The 18391-nt window shown below is 73.1% G+C and carries 21 protein-coding genes; 11 read left to right on the top strand and 10 right to left on the bottom strand.

The features are described 5' to 3' along the window. Positions 1–54: 54 nt before the first annotated feature. The 3 genes from AQJ66_RS27050 to AQJ66_RS27040 form a co-directional block, all read right to left on the bottom strand. Positions 55–369 carry a hypothetical protein gene (locus AQJ66_RS27050; RefSeq protein WP_208611469.1) on the bottom strand — a complete coding sequence of 105 codons (315 nt, stop codon included), beginning with the start codon at positions 367–369 and terminating at the stop codon, positions 55–57. Then, on the bottom strand, positions 356–1012 hold the full coding sequence (locus AQJ66_RS27045) for a TetR/AcrR family transcriptional regulator (RefSeq protein WP_061927269.1): 657 nt from the start codon (positions 1010–1012) through the stop codon (positions 356–358). Before AQJ66_RS27045 ends, AQJ66_RS27050 begins: the two co-directional genes overlap by 14 nt. Positions 1013–1088: 76 nt before the next feature. Beyond that, positions 1089–2027, bottom strand: coding sequence for an AurF N-oxygenase family protein (locus tag AQJ66_RS27040; RefSeq protein WP_061927267.1), 939 nt, complete (start codon positions 2025–2027; stop codon positions 1089–1091). A 121-nt stretch (positions 2028–2148) separates the two neighbouring features. On the opposite strand from AQJ66_RS27040, the gene AQJ66_RS27035 reads away from it, so the two are divergent. Both AQJ66_RS27035 and AQJ66_RS27030 read left to right on the top strand, forming a co-directional pair. Next, entirely contained in the window at positions 2149–3258 is a 1110-nt protein-coding gene (locus AQJ66_RS27035) for a ferritin-like domain-containing protein (protein WP_061927265.1), read from the top strand. A gap of 34 nt (positions 3259–3292) precedes the next feature. Next, on the top strand, positions 3293–4108 hold the full coding sequence (locus AQJ66_RS27030) for a hypothetical protein (protein ID WP_341849429.1): 816 nt from the start codon (positions 3293–3295) through the stop codon (positions 4106–4108). Between the two features lie 9 nt (positions 4109–4117). Here AQJ66_RS27030 and AQJ66_RS27025 read toward each other — a convergent pair whose 3' ends face one another. The 4 genes from AQJ66_RS27025 to AQJ66_RS27010 all read right to left on the bottom strand — a co-directional run bounded on the left by AQJ66_RS27025 (position 4118) and on the right by AQJ66_RS27010 (position 9135). Next, entirely contained in the window at positions 4118–5575 is a 1458-nt protein-coding gene (locus tag AQJ66_RS27025) for a penicillin-binding transpeptidase domain-containing protein (protein WP_159052649.1), read from the bottom strand. 52 nt (positions 5576–5627) lie between these two features. Then, positions 5628–6989: an FtsW/RodA/SpoVE family cell cycle protein gene (locus AQJ66_RS27020; protein WP_061927259.1), complete on the bottom strand. Its 1362-nt coding sequence runs from the start codon at positions 6987–6989 to the stop codon at positions 5628–5630. Positions 6990–7129: 140 nt separating this feature from the next. Next, a complete protein-coding gene (locus AQJ66_RS27015) occupies positions 7130–8377 on the bottom strand; it encodes a sensor histidine kinase (RefSeq protein WP_061927257.1) in 1248 nt (415 codons plus the stop codon). Beyond that, positions 8374–9135 carry a hypothetical protein gene (locus AQJ66_RS27010; RefSeq protein ID WP_061927255.1) on the bottom strand — a complete coding sequence of 254 codons (762 nt, stop codon included), beginning with the start codon at positions 9133–9135 and terminating at the stop codon, positions 8374–8376. Before AQJ66_RS27010 ends, AQJ66_RS27015 begins: the two co-directional genes overlap by 4 nt. A 188-nt stretch (positions 9136–9323) precedes the next feature. Between AQJ66_RS27010 and AQJ66_RS27005 the strand changes: the two genes are divergently transcribed. Beyond that, on the top strand, positions 9324–10127 hold the full coding sequence (locus AQJ66_RS27005) for a nuclease-related domain-containing protein (RefSeq protein WP_061927253.1): 804 nt from the start codon (positions 9324–9326) through the stop codon (positions 10125–10127). 12 nt (positions 10128–10139) lie between these two features. Here AQJ66_RS27005 and ligD read toward each other — a convergent pair whose 3' ends face one another. After that, positions 10140–11027, bottom strand: coding sequence for a non-homologous end-joining DNA ligase (gene ligD, locus AQJ66_RS27000; RefSeq protein WP_061927251.1), 888 nt, complete (start codon positions 11025–11027; stop codon positions 10140–10142). Between the two features lie 91 nt (positions 11028–11118). On the opposite strand from ligD, the gene ku reads away from it, so the two are divergent. Next, on the top strand, positions 11119–12168 hold the full coding sequence (gene ku / locus AQJ66_RS26995) for a non-homologous end joining protein Ku (protein ID WP_061927333.1): 1050 nt from the start codon (positions 11119–11121) through the stop codon (positions 12166–12168). Positions 12169–12196: 28 nt separating this feature from the next. Here the strand turns inward: ku and AQJ66_RS26990 are convergent, their stop codons facing one another. Then, positions 12197–13111, bottom strand: a complete 915-nt coding sequence (locus tag AQJ66_RS26990) for an RNA polymerase sigma-70 factor (protein WP_061927249.1) — start codon at positions 13109–13111, stop codon at positions 12197–12199. A 195-nt stretch (positions 13112–13306) separates the two neighbouring features. Here AQJ66_RS26990 and AQJ66_RS26985 point away from each other — a divergent pair, with 195 nt between their 5' ends. Together AQJ66_RS26985 and AQJ66_RS26980 are read left to right on the top strand one after the other, a co-directional pair. Continuing rightward, on the top strand, positions 13307–13792 hold the full coding sequence (locus AQJ66_RS26985; protein WP_061927331.1) for a carboxymuconolactone decarboxylase family protein: 486 nt from the start codon (positions 13307–13309) through the stop codon (positions 13790–13792). A gap of 117 nt (positions 13793–13909) precedes the next feature. Continuing rightward, on the top strand, positions 13910–14317 hold the full coding sequence (locus AQJ66_RS26980) for a hypothetical protein (protein ID WP_061927247.1): 408 nt from the start codon (positions 13910–13912) through the stop codon (positions 14315–14317). Positions 14318–14394: 77 nt separating this feature from the next. Here the strand turns inward: AQJ66_RS26980 and AQJ66_RS26975 are convergent, their stop codons facing one another. Beyond that, positions 14395–14787, bottom strand: a complete 393-nt coding sequence (locus tag AQJ66_RS26975; RefSeq protein ID WP_061927245.1) for a hypothetical protein — start codon at positions 14785–14787, stop codon at positions 14395–14397. Between AQJ66_RS26975 and AQJ66_RS26970 the strand changes: the two genes are divergently transcribed. From AQJ66_RS26970 to AQJ66_RS26950, 5 genes are all read left to right on the top strand, one after another. Then, on the top strand, positions 14777–14971 hold the full coding sequence (locus tag AQJ66_RS26970) for a DUF7737 domain-containing protein (RefSeq protein ID WP_208611468.1): 195 nt from the start codon (positions 14777–14779) through the stop codon (positions 14969–14971). The genes AQJ66_RS26975 and AQJ66_RS26970 overlap by 11 nt on opposite strands. Beyond that, positions 14971–15363, top strand: coding sequence for a hypothetical protein (locus AQJ66_RS26965; protein ID WP_061927242.1), 393 nt, complete (start codon positions 14971–14973; stop codon positions 15361–15363). The genes AQJ66_RS26970 and AQJ66_RS26965 overlap by 1 nt, the downstream gene beginning before the upstream one ends. Positions 15364–15522: 159 nt before the next feature. Beyond that, entirely contained in the window at positions 15523–15825 is a 303-nt protein-coding gene (locus AQJ66_RS26960) for a FeoA family protein (protein ID WP_159052648.1), read from the top strand. Beyond that, entirely contained in the window at positions 15822–17762 is a 1941-nt protein-coding gene (gene feoB, locus AQJ66_RS26955) for a ferrous iron transporter B (protein ID WP_061927239.1), read from the top strand. The genes AQJ66_RS26960 and feoB overlap by 4 nt, the downstream gene beginning before the upstream one ends. Continuing rightward, complete coding sequence (locus AQJ66_RS26950) at positions 17759–18337, top strand: NifU family protein (protein ID WP_063804093.1); 579 nt, start codon at positions 17759–17761, stop codon at positions 18335–18337. The genes feoB and AQJ66_RS26950 overlap by 4 nt, the downstream gene beginning before the upstream one ends. The last annotated feature ends 54 nt before the right edge of the window (positions 18338–18391 follow it).

Raw genomic sequence — 18391 nt, 5'->3', positions numbered from 1 at the left:
CAAGGGTGATAGTGCGATGTTGGTATGGAGTGAGCGCCGTTCGGCCCAGCACAGTCACCCGGCCGAGTCATCCGGGTTGCGGGACGCGGCCGGCCGGGACCAGGGCCAGCGGGGCCCGCCGTGCTCCTCGCCGTCCGGGTCGTACCGGTACTTCCACCCCCGCACCAGCCCCAGCCGGCGGCTGTGCCCCCGCGGCACGCGGTGGTAGACGTACACGGTGGGCGGGCCGCCGGCCGCGTCCGGGACGGGCACGCGGTACGTCTTCGGGGGGTGGCCGGTCATGCCCAGCAGCACGGGGAGCACCCGCCCGTCCAGCGGGCCGCCCTCGAAGGGGGTGTCCTGACTCTTCACGGCTTCAGTCTGGGCCATCCCCGGCGAACGCGCCGACGACGGCCGCCGTCTGCGGATCGCGGCCGGCGGTGACGCCCAGGACCGCGACGAACTGCTCGACCAGCCAGTCGCGCAGCTCGCCGGCCGGGGGCTGCTTGTCCTCGTCCAGCCAGATCAGGGAGGCCGCCTCGACCGCCGTGATCCACGTCCGGACGGTCATGCGCAGCCGTGGGCCCGGGTCGGTGACGCCGAGGTGCCGGAAGATGTGCTCGGCGGCGGCCCGCCGCACGCCGTCCACGATGGCCGTGGTCCGGGACGTCTCCACCACGCTCCCGCCCTGCAGCAGCGCGCTGAAGCCGGTGTCGTGCTCGTCGACGAAGGCCAGGTAGCGGTCCAGGGCCCTGGCCAGGCGGGGCAGCAGCGGGCCCTGGCGGGGCTCGTCGAAGCAGTGCCGGAGGTCCTCGGCGGCCGACCTGAGCGCCGCCTCGTACAACTGCTGCTTGCCGCCCGGGAAGTACCGGTACACCAGGGGCCGCGACACGCCGGCCGCCTCCGCCACGTCGTCCAGCGACACGTCCTCCGGGGCGCGGTGCGCGAAGAGGGACAGCGCGGCGGCGAGGAGCTGGCTGCGCCGCTCCTCGACGCTCAGCCGGCGGTAGGCGGGGTTGGTGGCCGGGGTCATACCCGGCAGCCTAATCGCTGCCCGGCCCCGGCCGGCCGTCGTCCACCGGCCCCCGGCCGGCGGCCGCGGCCGCCCGCTACGCCAGCAGTCCCGACGACTTCCACAGCCGCCGGCCGACCCCCCGCAGCACCCCGATGTCGTCGAGGAAGTCGGTCAGCCGCTTCGCGCCCGTCTGCATGACCTCCCGCCGGTGCGCGCTGGCCTTCACCTGCGCCATCGCCTCCCGCTTGTCCAGGCCCACGTTCGTGTAGACCTCGGGATTGACGAACGCCACCGAGAACACCCGCGCGAACTCGCCGGAGGTGACCCGGGTGAACTCCTGCGACCACTTCGGCGCCGTGAGCATCTGGCGGCGCAGCTCCTCGCGGGCGTAGCGCACGTGCCGGGCCTCCTCCACCACGTGGATGCGGGTGACGCCGCGCACCAGGGGCTGCACCCGCTCGTCCGGGAAGGTCAGCCGCTGCATCCAGTCCAGCACCTCCTCGCCGAGCAGCGTGGCCGTGAAGGAACCGGGGGTGGTCGAGATCGTCTTGAACAGGCGGCCCAGGTTCTGGTGGGCCCGGCTCACCGGGTACCAGGGCGCGTCCCCGCGCGCGATCAGCCGCGCGAACATCTTCGAGTGCCGGCACTCGTCCTCGATCTCGGTCAGCGCGTAGCGCACGTGCGCGCTCGTCGCCGCCTTGTCGTAGATGTGACGGACGAGCAGCTGCATGAGGATCAGCTCGAACCAGATGCCGAGCGAAGCCAGCGCGGCGGCCTCGTGCTGGGAGAGCAGGATCCGCTGCTCCTCGCCCATCCGCTTCCACAGCGGGGTGCCGTACAGCGACACCAGCTCCGGCGGCCAGAACCACTTGCCCTCCTCGAAGGGCGCGTCCCAGTCCAGCTCCTTGTCCGGGTCGAAGGAGTGCTTGGCGGAAGAGACGAGCAGCCGTTCGGCCACCTGCTCCCGGTCCTTGAGCAGGCCCAGCGCGTCGCGCAGCCCGTCCAGCGCGTCCGCCTCCGTCAGCGTCGTCATGGCTCCCTCACCTTGTTACCCGGGGTACGTCGTCCGCCTCTTATGAGACTGCCTGTCAGCAAGCGCGTCAATCCCCCGCGCGGGACTTGTTGACCCGCGGTCCGCGTGTGAGCCTGCCGGTATGCCGACCTATGACCTGTACGCCAACGACCCGGGTGACTCCCCCTGGCAGGTGCCGGCGAGCGGCGCGGCCCGTTTCAGCTGGGAGTACGACGAGGGCCGGGACCGGCTGCTCGCCCTGTACCAGAAGGGCAAGGACAAGCAGTGGGACGGGCAGAAGCGCATCGACTGGGACCTGGAGGTCGATCCGTACGACGCGCTCGGCACCCCCGAGGAGGCGATGACCCTGTACGGCACGCCGTACTGGGACAAGCTCACCGACAAGGACAAGGGCGACCTGCGACGGCACTTCGCCTCCTGGCAGTTCAGCCAGTTCCTGCACGGTGAGCAGGGCGCGATGATCTGTGCCGCGCGGATCGTGGAGTCCGTCCCCGACCTCGACGCCAAGTTCTACTCGGCGACCCAGACCATGGACGAGGCCCGGCACGCCGAGATCTACGCCCGCTTCCTGCACGAGAAGATCGGGATGCTCTACCCGATCAACGACAACCTGCAGTCCCTGCTCGGCGACACCCTGCGCGACAGCCGCTGGGACATGCCCTACCTCGGCATGCAGGTACTGATCGAGGGGCTGGCGCTGGCGGCCTTCGGCATGATCCGGGACACCACCGACAAGCCGCTGCCCAAGCAGATCCTCGCCTACGTCATGCAGGACGAGGCCCGGCACGTGGCCTTCGGCCGCATGGCGCTCCGGGACTACTACCGGCAGCTCACCGACGCCGAACTGCGCGAGCGCGAGGAGTTCGTCATCGAGGGCTGCTACCTGATGCGCGACCGGCTGCGCGGGGTGGAGGTGCTGGAGAACTTCGGCATCCCCCGGGCCGAGGCGGAGGTGCTGAGCGAGCGGTCGGAGTTCCTCCAGCTCTTCCGCAAGCTGCTGTTCAGCCGCATCGTGCCCTGCGTCAAGGACATCGGCCTGTGGGGCAAGCGGCTCCAGGAGGCCTACGTCGACATGGGCGTCTTCGAGATGGGCGACTCCAGCCTCGACCTGCTGATGGCCCAGGACGAGGAGATCGCCGAACAGCTGGACGCCGAGCGCTTCGCCGCCGAGGAGCGGGAGCGGGTGGCCGAGGTGGAGCAGGCGATCGAGGCGGGGGCGGACGGCTCGTAGCGCCGCCCGGGTGCAGTACGGTTCTGGCGTGTCCATGCCTCCGCCGCCCCCAGGCCCGTACGGGTCGCCCTACCCGCAGCAGCCCCAGCAGCCGTACGGGCAGCAGCCGCCGCCTCCCGGCCCCTACTCGGCGCCCTACCCCCAGCAGCAGCCGTACCCCCCGCAGCCCTGTCCCGGATGGGGTGTGCCGCCGATGGGGCCGCCTCCGAGGAAGAGCCGGGTCGGCCTCGTGCTGGGCATCGTGGGCGGCGTCGTCGGCCTGGTCGTGCTCGGCGTCGTGGGCCTCGCGGCGATCGGGTTCAAGGTCGAGCACGACTTCCCCGCGGCGAGGAACAAGCTCACCCTGCCCCACACCCTGCTCGGTCGGAAGTACGTGCTCGACGACGACCTGAGCGACACCGAGGGGCAGAAGATCGAGGACGACGTCGACGGAGCCTGGGACGCCAAGGTCACGGACGCCGTGGTGGGCCGCTACGGGCCGCAGGCCGACGCGTCCCGGGGCACCCTGGTGGTGTCCGGCCTCTACGGGCGCTTCCAGAACACGGCCGAGGGCCGCTCCAACATGCTCGAGGGGGCCGGCAAGGCCGACGGCGTGACGGTGGCGGAGCCCGCGAAGGACGTCACGCCGCCCGGCGCCGACACCACCGTCAGCTGCGAGGTCGTGACCGAGAAGCAGCCCGGGCTGAAGGCCACCTACCCGGTCTGCGCCTGGGCGGACGGCAACACGGCGGCCATCGTGGCCCGGATCGACCGCTCCGCCCTGACGGCCGCCCCCGCCGACGTCGACCTCGCCGCCGCCGCCCGGGACACCGTCACCATCCGCTCCGAGATGGTCGAGCCGATCGGCTGACGCCCCGTCTCACCGGCCGAGCACCGCCCGCATCACGTCCCGCGCGATCGGTGCCGCGTCCCCGCCACCGCTGATCTCGCCCCGGTCCGCCGAGGCGTCCTCGACCACCACCGCGACCGCGACCTTCGGCTGCGGGTCGTTCTCGGCCTGCGCCCACGAGACGAACCAGGCGTACGGCACACCGGAGTTGCCGATGCCGTGCTGCGCGGTGCCGGTCTTGCCGCCGACGACGGCGCCGGGGATGGCCGCGTTGGTGCCGGTGCCCTTGCGGACCACGTCGGTCATCAGCTCCTTCAGCAGGTCGGCCGTCGACGGCCGCATCACCTGCCGGTCGGGCCGCATCCCCCCGCCCGCGATCGTCTCACCGCCGTGCCGGGTGGTCCGCTCCACCAGGTACGGCGTCCGCAGCCGGCCCCCGTCGGCGACGGCCGCCGCGACCATCGCCATCTGCAGCGGCGTCGCCCGCGTGTTGTACTGCCCGATCGAGGACAGCGCCAATTGCGCCCGGTCCACGCGGGTGTCGAAGGTGCTCGGGGACACCGCGAAGGGGATCCGCAGCCGGGTGTCGTTGAAGCCGAACGCCTGGGCCGTGGCCGTCATGTCCGTCGCGCCGACGTCCACGCCCAGCTTGGCGAACACCGTGTTGCAGGACCACGCGAAGGCCTGCCGCAGCGAGGCGTCACGGCAGCCGTCGCCCTCGTTGGTCAGCCGGGTCCGCGTCCCGGGCAGCCGGTAGGGGTCGGGGGAGTGCGTGGACGCGTCCAGGTCCCGCACCACCCCCGCGTCCAGCGCCGCCGCCGCGGTGACCACCTTGAACGTCGACCCGGGCGGATACGTCTGCTGCACCGCCCGGTTGAGCATCGGCTTCTCCGGGTCGTGGTTCAGCCGCGCCCACGCCGAGGACGCCGCCTCGCTGTTGCCGGACAGCTCGCCCGGGTCGTACGACGGGGCCGACACCAGGGCGAGGACCCGCCCGGTGGCCGGTTCGATCGCGGCCACCGCGCCCTTGCGCCCGGCCAGCCCGCGGTACGCCGCCTCCTGAGCGGCCCGGTTCAGGGTCGTGACGACGTTCCCGCCCCGGGTCGGCCTTCGGGTCATGTCCTGCCACAGCGGCAGCGGCGACAGGCTCGGGTCGGTGCCGGAGAGGATGCCGTCCTCCGCGTGCTCCAGGTACGCGGTGCCGTACAGCTGGGACGCGAAACCGGTGACCGCGGCGTACAACGGGCCGTCCCGGTAGGTGCGTTCCCAGCGCAGCTGCTCGCCGGTGTCCACGGACCCGGTGACCGGCCTGCCGCCCACCACGATGTCGCCGCGCGGCTGCTGGTAGAGGGCGATCGTGGCCCGGCGGTTGGCCGGGTTGGCGGCGTACGAGCCGGACTGCACCACCTGCACCCGGGCGGCGTTGACCAGCAGCGCCACCAGCAGCAGCACACAGAACGCGCAGGCGTGCCGGATGTACCTGGTCATCGGGCGCCCACCGCCGTACTCGGTCACCGGACCCCTCGCCGGCCGCCGTCGGTCACATCGCCTCCTGGCCGTCGTACTGGCGGCGGGCCGAGTGGCTCACCCGGATCAGCAGCGCCACGATCGCCCAGTTCGTGACGACCGAGGAGCCTCCCTGGGCGAGGAACGGCATGGCCAGGCCGGTCAGCGGGATCAGCCCGGTGACCCCGCCCGCGATGACGAACACCTGCAGCGCCAGGATCGAGGCGAGCCCCACCGCGAGGAGCCGCCCGAAGGGCTCGCGCAGCGCGAGCCCCGCCCGGTAGCCGCGCTCCACCAGCAGGGCGTACAGCAGGATGATCCCGGCCAGCCCGGCCAGGCCAAGTTCCTCTCCGGCCGTCGCCAGGATGAAGTCCGACTTGGCGGCGAAGCCGATGAGGATGGAGTGCCCGAGGCCCAGCCCGGTGCCGAGGATCCCGCCCGCCGCGAAGGCGAACAGCGACTGCGAGAGCTGGTTGGGGCCCCGCCCCGCCTCGATGGTGGCGAACGGGTGCAGCCAGTCCGCGATCCGCCCGCCCACGTGCGGCTCGAGCCGGCCGACGGCCACCGCGCCCAGCACGGCCAGCAGCAGCCCCACCGCGATCCAGCCGGTGCGCCCGGTGGCGACGTACAGCAGCACCACGAACTGCCCGAAGAACAGCAGCGAGGTGCCGAGGTCGCGCTCTAGGACGAGCACCCCGACACTCATCAGCCAGATCGCCACGATCGGCCCGAGCACCCGCCCCGTCGGGAGCTGCATCCGCCACACCCGGCGGCCCGCGTACGCCAGCGCGTTGCGCTTGTCCGCCAGGTACGCGGCGAAGAACACCGCGAGCAGCACCTTCGCGAACTCGCCCGGCTGGATGGAGAACCCGGCGACCCGGATCCAGATCCGGGCGCCGTTGACCGCCGGGAAGAGGATCGGCAGCAGCAGGAACGCGAGCGCCCCGACCACACAGACGTAGGAGTACCGCTGCAGCACCCGGTGGTCGCGCAGCAGGAAGACGACCACGATGAACAGCCCCACCCCGAGCGTGGACCACACCAGCTGGGCCGGCGCCGCCCGGTCGCCCGGCGTCTCCAGGTCCAGCCGGTAGATCAGCACCAGACCGAGCCCGTTGAGCAGCACCCCGATGGGCAGGGGCAGCGGATCGGCGTACGGCGCCCGGATCCGCACCGCCAGGTGCGCCAGGAGGGCCAGCACCCCGAGCCCGGCCCCGTACCCGGCGGCCCCCGGCGGCACCGTCCCGGTCCGCGCCAGACCGACGGCGCAGTAGCCGTACACGGACAGCAGGACGGCCACCACGATCAGCGCGAGCTCGACACCACGACGCCGCGGCAGCCGCACGACGCCCCCGACTGCCTGCGGCGCCAGCACGGCGGTTCCGGCCTTGGTCATATCCGGAACCTACCGAAATACGACAGAAGGACCGGGCAGGCGCCCCGGGGGCCCGGGCGCGCAGCGCCCAGGGGCGCGGGGGACTGCGCGACCAGCCACAGCCGACCCGCAGCCCGAGGAGCGACGCGCACCCCCGAGCCCTACCGCGACTCCTCGCCCAACCTCAGCACCGCCACGGCCCCGCCCCCCACCGCGTTGCCGAACGCCAGCCGAGCGCCCAGCACCTCCGCCTGCCCCAGCGCGATCGTCAGCCCCAGCCCGTGCCCCTTCGCCCCGCCCTCGGTGCGGAACCGCTGCGGCCCGTGCGCCAGCAGGTACTCCGGGAAACCGGCGCCGTGGTCGCGCACGGTCACCACGGGCCCGTCCACCGTCAGCACCACCGGAGGCGCCCCGTGCTTGTGCGCGTTGGCCACCAGGTTGCCCAGCACCCGCTCCAGCCGCCGCCGGTCGGTCTCCACCCGGGCGTCCCGGACGATCCGCACCTCGGTGTCGGTGCCCGAGGCCCGCACCACCCGCCGGGCCAGCGCGCCCAGCTCCTCGGTGTCGGCCTCCAGCTTCTCCCGGCCGGTGTCCAGCCGGGAGATCTCCAGCAGGTCCTCGGTCAGCGTGCGCAGCGCCGCCACCCGGTCCCGGACCAGCTCGGTCGGCCGGCCCGGCGGCAGCAGCTCGGCCGCCGCGTGCAGCCCGGTCAGCGGGGTGCGCAGCTCGTGGGCGACGTCCGCGGTGAACCGCTGCTCGCTCAGCAGCTTGCCCTGCAGGCTCGACGCCATGGAGTCCAGCGCGACCGCCACCGCGGCCACCTCGTCCTGCGGGCGCGAGGGGTCCTTGGCCCGGGGGTCGTCCACCCGGGCGTCCAGATCGCCGGCGCTGATCCGCCGGGCCACCCGCGCGGTGGCGTGCAGCCGTCTCGTCACCCGGGTCACCGCGAACGCGCCGACCAGCACCGTGGCCCCGATCGCCAGGGCCGAGGACCACACGATGGAGCGGTCGAGCCCCTCGATCGTCCGGGACTGCTGCGAGTAGTCGACCTGCACCGCGAGCGCCCGGTGGCCGGCGGCCGGGCCCGCCGCCCACATGGTCGGCCGCCCCTGGTGCCCGTCCACCATCGTGCCGCGGTCCCCGGACAGCGCCAGCCTCCGCAGCGGCGCCGGCAGCCCCGGCGGATCCAGCCCGGCGCCCGGCATGAGCGCGTCCCCGGCCTCGTATTCCCGCGTCGCGTCCCGCAGCCGGGACAGCGCGAGGCTCCGGGCCTGGCCGACGGTCTGGTCGGTGACCGACACGTGCACCAGGACGCCGAGCAGCGCGGCCAGCGCACAGCTCATCACGATGAGGAACGCGGAGGCCTTGACGGCGAGGGTCCCGGCCCACTGGGGCCACGCGAGCCTCATCGGCCGCTCGCGGACGGCGACGGGGAGGCCGGGGACGGGGAGCCGGAACCGGCGGACGGCTTGTTCGTCGGGTGGCTGTGCCGCCCCCGGCCGGTGCGCAGGAACTCGTCCCGGGAGAACACCATGGCCCGCTGGTCCGCGTCCCAGGTCCACGTGGTGCGGTACTCGTAGCCGGAGATCCCCGCCGGAGAGCGCTCGATCAGCGCCCGCCCGGCCAGCTCCACCCCGATGATCGCGTCGTTGTCGGCCAGCACCTGCACCAGCCGGTGGCGCTCGACCGTGTACACCCGTACCGCCGTCTGATTGGTCGGGTACAGCCGGAAACCCAGGGTCAGGTCGGGCCGGCCGTCCCCGGTCAGGTCCCGGTAGTAGGCCTTCAGCAGCGGGCACCGCGCCGCGTCGCCGCCCGGGACGCACTGCCTCGTGCGCTCCACGGTCGCGTGGTACGCCCCCTTCGACCCGTAGTCCTCCGGGTGTGCGGCGAACTCCGCCTCGGCCACGTCCACCGGCGCCACCCTGCGGATGTCGTCGCCGGGCACCGTGACGCCCTTGACGGTCTCCCGGGTCGCCACGTCGTAGGGGTAGGCCGGGCTCGACGCCGGCCGCAGGTCGGGCCACAGGCGCGCCGGGCTGACGGCGGTCGGTGTCTCCCCGGCGCCCCGCAGGTCCCCCTGGTCCCCGCAGGCCGCCACCGTCACCGACAGCAGGGCGACGGCGGCCGCGGCGAGGGCGGTGCGCGCGGGGCGACGGGCTGGCACGGAACTCCTGGGACCGGGGGAAGGGACTGGTGCTGGGCAGGGGCTGGTCACGGGCGCGTACACCCTATGCGCAATTCGTAGGGAAGTCCTTTTTGCGCACTCGGGCCTCCGCTGGGGGAGAGGCTACTCACCCTGCTTCTTGCCGTGGGAGCGCCCTGCCTGTTCCCATGGTCGAGGGGTGATGGCGCATGAACGGACTGCGCGTGGTGCCGGACTGGAGGAACGGCCACGAACGGCTGTACGTCTGCGGCCCGGACGGAGGGAACGTCGCCTGGTACGACCGCGACGCGGGCCGCGTCAACCTGCTCTCCGAGACCGACCGGGAGGGCGTGCTGGACGCCCTGCGGCCGTTCCTGACCGGCCCGGTGACCGTGGGCCCGCCCCCCGTCCCGACCGCCGCCGACCTGGCCCGGCTGACCCTCCACCCGGACGACGACCTCGCGCCCAACCGCCCCGGCGAGGCCCTCCTCGTCGCCCTGGAACGGGACCCCGGCCCGGCCCGCCGGCTCCGCCCCGACCCGCGCCGGCGCGCCCTGGCCGCCGAGCAGGCCGTCGGCGAGGCCCTGGACCGGCTGGAGGGCGCCGGCTGGCGCACCCTGCACTCCCTGCCGCTGCCCGGGGGCGCCCGCATCCACCACCTGCTCATCGGCCCCGGCGGCCTGTACGCCGTCCACGCCGTGTACGCCCGCAAGCAGCGGGTCCTGGTCGCCGACCCGGCGGTCACCGTGGGCCGCCACGCCCCCGAGCCGCTGCTGCGGGGCCTGCGCGCGGACGCCGACCGGGCCTCCTACGCCCTGACGGCCGAGGTCCGCCCGGTGCTGGCCCTGGTCGCCCCGGCGGACGTACGCGTCACCGCCGCGCCGCGGGGCGTCCGCGTCCTCGCCGACCCTGACCTGCCCTCCCTGACCCGGCCGGGCGGCGTGCTGAAGCCGGCGGACGTGGAGGCGCTGCACGCGATGGCGCGGGACCGCGGGACCTGGGAGAGGGTGTGAGCCGCTGAGCCCTCAGGGCAGCGCGGCCGCCCTCTCCGCGTCCAGCAGCCCCGCCATCAGGTCCCCGTGGTCCCGCACCCGGGACGCCACGTCCTCCGCGACGAACTCCAGCTGCTCCGGCGTACCGCACTGCGCGACCTCCTCCCAGGTCACGGGCGCCGACACCAGCGGGAGCGGCCGCGCCCGCAGCGTGTACGGCGCGGCCGTCGTCTTGCGCCCGGCGTTCTGGCTCCAGTCCACGAACACCTTTCCCGGCCGCAGGCTCTTCGTCATCCGGTGCGTCACCAGCCCCGGCATCGCCCGCTCCGCCTCCACCGCCAGCTCCTTCGCGTACGCGCTGGTCCGCTCCGGGGAACCGCCGCGCACGGCGGCCAGCAGGTGCAGCCCCTTCGACCCGGCCGTCTTGGCGTACGCCTCGATCCCGTCCGCCGCGAGCCGCTCCCGCAGCCACAGCGCGACCTCGCAGCAGTGGACGATCGTCGCGGGCGACCCGGGGTCGAGGTCGAGGACCAGCCGGTCGGCCTCGTCCGGTGTCTGCACGAGCCACTGGTGCGTGTGGAACTCGGTGACGAGGTTCGCCGCCCACACCAGGCTCGGCAGGTCCTGCACCAGGACCTGCCGGGCGGGCTCCTCGGACGACGAGCGGGGCACCTCGGCGGTCGTGACCCAGTCGGGGGTACCGGGCGGCACGTTCTTGGTGAAGAACAGCTGCCCGTCCGGGCCGTCCGGGTACCGCAGGAAGGACACGGCCCGGTCCCGCAGATGCGGCAGCAGCACCCCGGCGGCGGTCGCGTAGTAGTGCAGCAGCTCCCCCTTGGTGAAGCCGGTCCGCGGATACAGCACCTTGCGCAGGTTGCTGAGCGCGACCCGCCGCCCCTCCACCTCCGTGATAGGCGTCATAAGATGACGATTCCAGACAAACCATGACGTAACACCATGGGCACGAAGGCGAACGCGAACGCGACACGAATCGGAAGGAAGGGTGCGGCACGTGCGATCCATCTGGAACGGCGCCATCTCCTTCGGCCTCGTCAGCATCCCGATCAAGCTGGTGAACGCCACCGAGAGCCACTCGATCTCCTTCCGCCAGGTCCACACCGAGGACAACGGCCGCATCCGCTACCGCAAGGTGTGCGAACTGGAGGAGCGCGAGGTCACCCAGGCGGAGATCGGCAAGGCGTACGAGGACGCGGACGGCACGATGATCCCGATCACCGACGAGGACCTGTCCCACCTCCCCCTCCCGACCGCCCGCACCATCGACATCGTCGCCTTCGTGCCGGCCGACCGGATCGACCCGCTCCAGATGGACGCCGCCTACTACCTCGCCGCGAGCGGAGCCCCCGCCGCCAAGCCGTACACCCTGCTGCGCGAGGCCCTGAAGCGCAGCAACAAGGTCGCCATCGCCAAGTACGCGCTGCGCGGCCGCGAGCGCCTGGGCATGCTGCGCGTGGTCGGCGACGCGATCGCCATGCACGGCCTGCTCTGGCCGGACGAGGTCCGCGCCCCCGAGGGCGTCGCCCCCGACGCCCACGTCACCGTGCGCGACAAGGAACTGGACCTCGCGGACGCCCTGATGGACACCCTCGGCGAGGTCGACCTCGAGGACCTGCACGACGAGTACCGCGAGGCCCTCGAGGAGGTCATCGCGGCGAAGGCGGCCGGCGAGGTCCCGCCCGAGGCCCCCGAGCCCGCCACCGGCGGCAAGGTGCTGGACCTGATGGCGGCCCTGGAGAAGAGCGTGCGCGAGGCCCGCGAGTCCCGCGGCGCGGAACCGGCCGAACACGCCGAGGTCACCCCCCTCACCGCCGGCCGCCCGGCCCCCAAGCAGACGGGCGGCAAGAAGTCCACGTCCACGACGGCGAAGAAGACCCCGGCGAAGAAGACCCCGGCCGCGAGGAAGCCGACGTCCAGGACGGCCCAGCCGGCCAAGAAGACGACCACGGCGACATCCACGTCGAGGTCCACGGCTTCCACGGCGAAGACCCCCGCCAAGAAGACCCCGGCGAAGAAGACGGCGTCCCGCAAGCGCTCGGCGTGACCGTTCCGGCGTCCGCCGGCGCCGGCCCTCAGCGCCGCAGAGCCGTCTCCCGGTCCATGTGGGACAGCTTCTCGGGGTTGCGGACGGCGTACAGGCCGGTGATGCGGCCGTCGTCGATGCGGGCCGCCAGGACGGCGTCGAGTTCGTCGTCGAGGTGGAGTGCCAGGGCCGGGTGGCCGTTGACGTGGGTCGGGTGCAGGGCGGCCGTGGCCTCGACCTTGAGGATGCCGGCGAGCAGCAGGCGGGCCACCTTGTCGGCGCCCCTGATGGGGCGCAGGACGGCCTGCTTGACGCCGCCGCCGTCGCCGATCAGGACGACGTCGGGCGCGAGGATGTCGAGCAGGCTCTGGAGGTCGCCGGTCTCGACGGCCCGCTGGAACGCGTCGAGGGCGTCGCGGGTCTCGGCCGGAGTCACGGATCCGCGCGGCCGGCGTGCGGCCACGTGGGCGCGTGCGCGGTGGGCGGTCTGGCGGACGGCGGCCGGGCTCTTGCCGACGGCCTCGGCGATCTCGTCGTAGCCGAGGTCGAACACCTCGCGCAGCACGAACACCGCCCGCTCGGTCGGCGTGAGCGTCTCCAGCACCAGCAGCATCGCCATCGAGACGCTGTCGGCCAGTTCGACGTCCTCGGCCACGTCGGGGGCGGTGAGCAGCGGCGCGGGCAGCCAGGCGCCGACGTAGGACTCCTTGCGGCGGCCAAGCGTACGCAGCCGGGTCAGCGCCTGGCGGGTGGTGATCCGGACCAGGTAGGCGCGCGGCTCGCGCACCGCGGCGTGGTCCACGCCCGCCCAGCGCAGCCAGGTCTCCTGCAGGACGTCCTCCGCGTCGGCGGCCGAGCCGAGCATCTCGTAGGCGACGGTGAACAGCAGGTTCCGGTGGGCGACGAACGCCTCCGTGGCGGGGTCGGTGCCCTCCTGCGCGTGCTCGCTGTGCTCGCTCTTCACCGGCTGCTCCCGCCTGCCCGTTCCCGACGTTCTCGACGCTGTCACGCACACAGGACGCCGGGCGGCCCCGAGGTGTGACATCCGGCGGCGGTGGCGCAGGTCACTTTCCCGTCCCGTCACGCGGGGCGCGCCGTCGGCGTCCTGTGGTCGGCCGGCGCACCACCGCACCGCGCCACCACGAGTGAGGACGACATCATGGACGCCCGATTCAACCTGTTCGAGAACGAGGTCGCCGCCAAGTTCGCCAAGCGGTTCGCGAACACCGGCATGGTGATCGCGCAGTCGCCGCTGCCGAAGTCCACGCAGGAGCTGGTGTCCCTGCGTGCCAGCCAGATCAACGGATGCGGCTGGTGCATCGACATGCACACCAAGGAGGCCGCGGCCGCCGGGGAGACGGCGGCGCGGCTCCACCTGGTCGCCGCCTGGCGCGAGTCCACCGTGTTCACCGAGGCCGAGCGGGCCGCGCTGGCGCTCGCGGAGGAGGGCACCCGGCTCGCCGACGCCTCCACCGGCGTCTGCGACGAGACCTGGGAACTGGTGCGCAAGCACTACGACGACGACCAGGTCGCCGCGCTGGTCTGCCAGGTCGCCCTGATCAACGCGGCCAACCGGCTCGCCGTGATCGTGCACCAGCGGGGCGGCTCCTACGAGCCCGGCATGTTCGCCGCCGCGTTCGACTGACCCGCGACCGGTCCGTCGGCCACCGTCCACCGGCCATCGGCCACGGGCCCGGGTACTCGGTTCCGGCTGAGTACTTGCGCTCTGTCCCGGGCCGGACGCGCCCGCGACGCTCGGGGCATGACCCAAGAACCGCGGAATCCCGTTTCCCACGTGTTGTCGTTCCTCGTGCCGGCCGGGGCGGCGCTCGCGCTGTGGGCCGCCTGGCTGGGCTGGGACCAGCAGCGTGACGTCCACCCCGACGGCTCGACGAGCGGACCGTACGCGGCGTGGCAGGTGGTCGGACTGGTGCTGACGCTGCTCGTGTCCGTGTACTGGGCGGCCTCCCGGCGCCACGTCACGGGCGCCGTGCTGGGCACCACGCTCGGCCTGACCGCGGCCGCCTACTGGGACTGGTCGGACGACGCCGGCGGCCTCTTCGTGGTCGGCGTCGGGCTGGTCATGATGGGCAGCCTGGCCGGGACCGCCGTGGCGTCGGCCGTGATCGTGAGCGCGAAGGGGCCGGGGCCCCACCCCCAGCAGGCGTGAGGCCCCGACCCGGCCTTCGGCCTAGGCGGCGGAGCGCCGCCTGCGCGTCCACCACACCAGACCCGCACCCGCGGCGATCACCAGGGTGGTGAAGTCCACGCCGCCGGACCGCCGCGCGGCAGGGTGCCGCGGGTGTCGAGGCGCCGGGCCTCGGCCTGGATCCGCTTGGCCTCGTTCAGGGTGCGGCCCGAGCCGTTGACCCGGTCGTAGAGCGGCCCGCGGGTGCCGCAGTCGCCCGCGGCCGCGAGCGGCACCTGGCCGGCCGGACCACCCTGGCAGCCGGGCGCGAACCACGTGTCGTAGCGCGAGTAGCCGCGGATCGGCCTGGTCTGCGGGATCGCGTTGTACTGCCGCTGGAAGCCGCGGACCTGGTTCGTCTTACCCGGCCGCATCTGCTCGACGTCCCGGTTGAACGCGTCGATCCTGCGGCGCTCGGCCGCGCTGAAGTTCTTCGCGCCGGTGACCAACATCCTGATGGAACCGGACGGCGCCTACCTGTGCGTCGTCCCGGCCCGGCGACCGGGGCAGGGCCAGGTGTTCCTGCCCTTCGAGGACGAGCGGCTCTCCCTGATCCTCAGCAAGGCGTTCCTGCTGGCCGCCGACGCCGGCATCACCGACGAGTCCATCCGAGCGCAGATCGAGCGAGGTGCCTGATGGCCACCGTGACGTTCCGGGACGAGACCACGACGGGCAGGGCGACGGCCGAGTGGCAGGTCGCCGGGCAGCCCGCACGGATGACCGTGCGCGAGCTGATCAGGCTGCGGGTCCGCGAGGAGGTCACCCGGCACAACGCCCGCCCGGGCGACCGCTTCCACGGCCTCGTCCGCCCCGACGACGCCGAGACCGAACTCGACGGCCACCGGCTCCGCGAGCCCCGCCGCATCGACTGGGAGCGCCAGGCCGAGATCGCCGAGCACGCCTTCCTGGCCAACGGGTTCTTCGTCCTGCTGGGCGACCGCCAGGCGGAGGACCTCGACGAGGTCGTGGACCTCGACACCGCTCCCGGCGCCGTCTTCGTCAAGCTGGTCGCCCTGGCAGGCGGCTGAGGCGCCGCCACCGGCGGGTCGCGTTCGGCCGAGCCGGTGTCACGCATCTCACGTGCTCCCGCGCCGAATGGGTGGACAGGGCGATATTGCTGCTTGCGGGACGAAAAGGTTAGCCTTCCCTTAGCTGCTGTCCAGATGATCGCGTGGTTGAGGATGCCGATGCTCTCAGTGCAGGTGGGTGAGCGCCAGAAGGCCGACGCGTCCGTACCGGCGGTGCCCGCGCCGGACGCGCGACTGGCCGACCTCCGTCCCGGGACGAGCGGCCGGGTGACCGCCATCGACGAGGCGGTCGAGCCGAGCACCGCACGCCGTCTGTTCGACCTCGGCTTCGCCCCCGGCGCCGAGGTCACGGTGCTGCGGAAGGCGCCGCTCGGCGACCCCGTCGTCTTCCAGGTCGCGGAGTACGAGGTGGCGCTGCGCAGAGTCCAGGCGGCCGGCATCCACGTGCGGCGCATGGCATGAGCGGCCACTGCGGTCCGGCGGCGACCCGGACGGTCACCGGCACGAACCGGCTGGCCCTCGTCGGCAGCCCGAACTCGGGCAAGAGCACGCTGTTCAACGCCCTGACCGGCCTGCGGACCAAGACCGGGAACTACCCCGGGGTGACCGTCGCCCGCTACGAGGGCACGGCCCGCGTCGGCGAGCACGAAGTGGTCATCGAGGACCTGCCCGGCACCTACAGCCTCGACCCGATCAGCCCCGACGAGCAGGTCGTCGCCGACGTACTGGACCCGGACAACCCGGAACTCGGCACCCCGGACGCCATCCTCGTCACGATCGACGCGACGACGCTGCGCCGCTCCCTCGGCCTGCTCGCCCAGGTCATGCAGACCGGCCTGCCCCTCTGCGTCGTCCTCACCTTCCGCGACGAACTGACCCGCCGCGGCGGCACCCTCGACGTCGCCGCCCTCCGCCGCGCGCTGGGCGTGCCGGTCATCGGGGTGACCAGCGGGTCCCGCAACGACCTGGCGCAGCTGCAGTCCATGCTGCTCGACCCGGCCGCCTGGGAGCGGCCGGTCCTCCCGCCCCCCACCGACCCCTCGCAACGGCGCGCCTGGGTGGAGTCGCTGCTGCGGAGCGCGGCCTACGAGGTCCCCGAGGCCGACCACCGCACGCGGCGCATCGACGCCGTCCTGCTGCACCCGCTGTGGGGCACCCTCGTCTTCTTCGCGACCATGTTCGCGTTCTTCCAGATCATCTTCACCGTCGCCGCACCGCTGCAGGACGCGGTGCAGAGCGTCTTCGACTGGCTCGGCACGCTGGTCACCGACTACGTCTCCAACCCGCTGCTCGCCGGCTTCCTCGGCAACGCCCTGATCGGCGGCGTCGGCGGGGTGGTGGTCTTCCTCCCGCAGATCGCCCTGCTGTTCCTCATGATCTCGGTGCTGGAGGGCAGCGGCTACCTCTCCCGCGCGGCCTTCCTCATGGACCGGATCATGGCCAAGGCGGGCCTGGAGGGCCGGGCGTTCGTCGCCCTGCTCTCCTCCCTCGCCTGCGCCATCCCCGGCATCATGGCCACCCGCTCCCTGCCCTCCGCCAAGGACCGCTTCGCGACCATGATGGCCGCGCCGCTGATGACCTGCTCGGCGCGCCTGACGGTCTACGTCCTGCTGACCGGCCTGCTGGTGGGCCCCGGCACCACGGTCGGCCCGTTCGGCGCCCAGGGCGTCGTCATGTTCGCCCTGTACCTGCTCGGCGCCGTCTCCGCCATGGCGACGGCCTGGGTCTTCAAACGGTTCAGCAGCCGGAGCGGCCCGGTCCTGCCGTTCTACATGGAGATGCCGTCCTACCGGATGCCGCGGCCGCGCACGGTGGCCGAGGCCATGTGGAGCGCCTGCAAGGGCTTCCTGCAGAAGGTCGGCCGGATCATCCTGCTCGTCACCGTCGCGCTGTGGCTGCTCCTCAGCCTGCCCACGCACAGCGACGCGCAGCTGCGCTCCGCCGGGGTGAACCCGGCCGACCGGACCGCCGTCTCGGCCTACGAGGTCAACCACAGCTACGCCGCCGGCATCGGCCACGCCATGGAGCCCGTCTTCGAACCCCTCGGCTTCGACTGGCGGATCAACGTCGGCGTGCTGGGCTCCCTGTCCGCCCGCGAGGTGTTCGTCGCCACCCTCGGCCAGGTCGCCGCCGCCCAGAACCCCGACCAGCCGGCCAAGACCCTGGCCCACATGACCTACACCGACGGCCCGCACCAGGGACAGAAGCTGTTCACCCCGGCCACGACGGCCGCCCTGCTGGTCTTCTTCCTCTACGCGCTGCAGTGCATGTCCACCATCGGTGTCATGCGCCGCGAGACCGGCTCGTGGAGATGGCCCGCGGTCGCCTTCGGCTACATGTTCGTCCTGGCCTGGACGATGGCCTTCCTCACGCACACCGTCGTGGGACTGCTGGCATGAGCCTCGTCCCCATGCACCCCGAGGCCACCACCGACCCGCAGACCGTCCGCTGGGTGATCCCCGCCGGCACCCTCCCGGTCGTCGGGGAGATCGCCGAGGCCCCCGACGAACTCGGGAAGCTGCTCGGCTCCGACGGCATCGCCTCCATCGAGGTGGAGACGCAGGCCGTGGTCATCCGGCTCGCCGACGGCCACACCTGGTCCGGCACCGGAGCCCGGGTACGCGACGCGCTCGGCGCCGCCCTGCACCACCCCGACCGGTGGCGGCCGGCCGGCGCGGTCACCGAGGACGACCTGCTGCGCGCCGCCCTCCGGGACGTCCTGGACGGCCCCGTCGGCGACTACATCCGCTCCCACGGCGGCGAAGTGACGATCGCCTCCGCCCACGACCGGCAGGCCGAGGTCCACATGGCGGGCGCCTGCGCCCACTGCCCTGCGGCCGGCTTCACCCTCCACGCCCGCCTGGAGTCGGAACTGCGCGCCCGCTTCCCCGACCTGGTCGAACTACGGGCCACGGAGGAGTGCGGCAGGACGGCCGGACCCACCTGGCTGACGCTGCGCCGCCGAAGCGCGTGAGGCCTGCCTCCCGGGAAAAAGGGAGTGCGGGCGTTCGAGCCACTCGGGTACGTT

The sequence above is a fragment of the Streptomyces bungoensis genome (genome assembly GCF_001514215.1).
GTDB lineage: Bacteria > Actinomycetota > Actinomycetes > Streptomycetales > Streptomycetaceae > Streptomyces > Streptomyces bungoensis.
This window is presented reverse-complemented; position numbering and strand designations above follow the sequence as displayed.